Genomic DNA, 276 nt, shown 5'->3' on the forward strand with positions numbered 1-276 from the left:
TGCCGCAGAAGCATGGTCGTTAAATTCCAAATTGCCATTATCGTTATTGGTAATCCGTGCATCTTTAGCCGTGCTGTGTTGATTAAATGTCAGTTCAGCATCTGCATTATTCGTAATGAATGCGTTAGCAGCCGTTGAATGGTCATTAAAATGAGTTGCGCCACCGGTATTGTTGATGATATTTGCTGCGTCTGCAGTACTTTGATCGTTAAAATATATTGTGTCATCAATGTTATTGGTAATCTCTGCATCACCGGCAGATTGAGTGCCTTGATA

Annotated in this window: 1 protein-coding gene; it reads right to left on the reverse strand. The window is 40.6% G+C overall.

All coding sequences use genetic code 11. The annotated features are described in order from the left end of the window. Window positions 1–276: hypothetical protein (locus HBA93_RS21020; RefSeq protein ID WP_221724562.1), on the reverse strand; the 276-nt coding region annotated here is incomplete at both ends.

The sequence above is a fragment of the Ochrobactrum sp. SFR4 genome, from assembly GCF_019730395.1.
GTDB lineage: Bacteria > Pseudomonadota > Alphaproteobacteria > Rhizobiales > Rhizobiaceae > Pseudochrobactrum.